1 pseudogene is annotated in these 1,077 nt (G+C 52.0%); it reads right to left on the minus strand.

The features are described 5' to 3' along the window. Positions 1-1,077, minus strand: a pseudogene (locus tag DXA97_RS19780) (recombinase family protein); the annotation flags it as partial.

Genomic DNA, 1,077 nt, shown 5'->3' on the forward strand with positions numbered 1-1,077 from the left:
TCATAGTCTGCCGACAGCTCTGTGAAACGCTCGTCTGATATGCGCCCGGTCACGCTGTCCTCATACAGCCGCTTGAAGATAGCGGATAACTCGGCTATGCGTTTCTCGGAGGCTTCCAGTTCCTTTTTCTTGGCGGCGTTCCTGCGTTTGCCCCCGTCCTCGTTCTGCTCAATCAAGAGTTTCATAAACCGGGCTTCATGCTTTGCCGCATAGCTGGTCACTTTCCGCAGATTGGAGAGTACACCAGCGGTCAAGAGGTCGGTGCGGATAAAGTGCGCCGTACAGTCATGGGTGCGTTTCTTGTAGTTGCCGCAGATATAACAGTCCTGCTTGCGCTTGTCCGTCTGGTATCGCTGCTGATACATCACGCTGCCGCAGTCCGCACAGAACAGTATGCCGGAGAACAAACCCACTTCATCATAGCGGTTTGGGCGTTTGCGCTGTTTGCGAAGCTCCTGCACCCGTTCCCATGTTTGGGTGTCTATGATAGGCTCGTGGTGGTTCTCGAAAATCACTTGCTTTTCCGGGGGATTTTCTACACTGTGCTTGACTTTGTAAGAAAGTTTTTCTGTCTTGAAATTTACCAGACAGCCTGTGTATTCCCGGTTTTCAAGGATATGCACTACGGTATTGGTCGCCCACTTGCACTCATAGCCGGGGTGGTAGCGGCGGGTGCTGCCCGTCCTGCGGTATTCAAGCGTTCCCGGCGTGGGGATTTGCTGCTCTGTGAGCATACGGGCTATCTTGGTCGGACCATTCCCGGCAAGACAGAGGTTGTATATCTGCTTGACTACGGGTGCAGCTTCCTCGTCAATAATGAAATTTTCATCCTCGTCCATGAGGTAGCCATACACAGGCTTGCTTGTGATGGGCTTGCCATTCATGCCTTTTGAGCGTTTTACTGCTTGATTTTCTTGCTCGTATCTCTCACCAGCCATTCGTTAAAGATATTCCGCAGCGGGGCAAAGTCATTGTCGCCCTGTGCGCTGTCCACTCCGTCATTGATAGCGATGAAGCGGACACCTTTCTGTGGGAAAATCATTTCCGTGTACATTCCCACTTGCAGGTAGTTTCGCC

The sequence above is a fragment of the Clostridium sp. OF09-36 genome, from assembly GCF_003481985.1.
Lineage (GTDB): Bacteria > Bacillota > Clostridia > Lachnospirales > Lachnospiraceae > Brotaphodocola.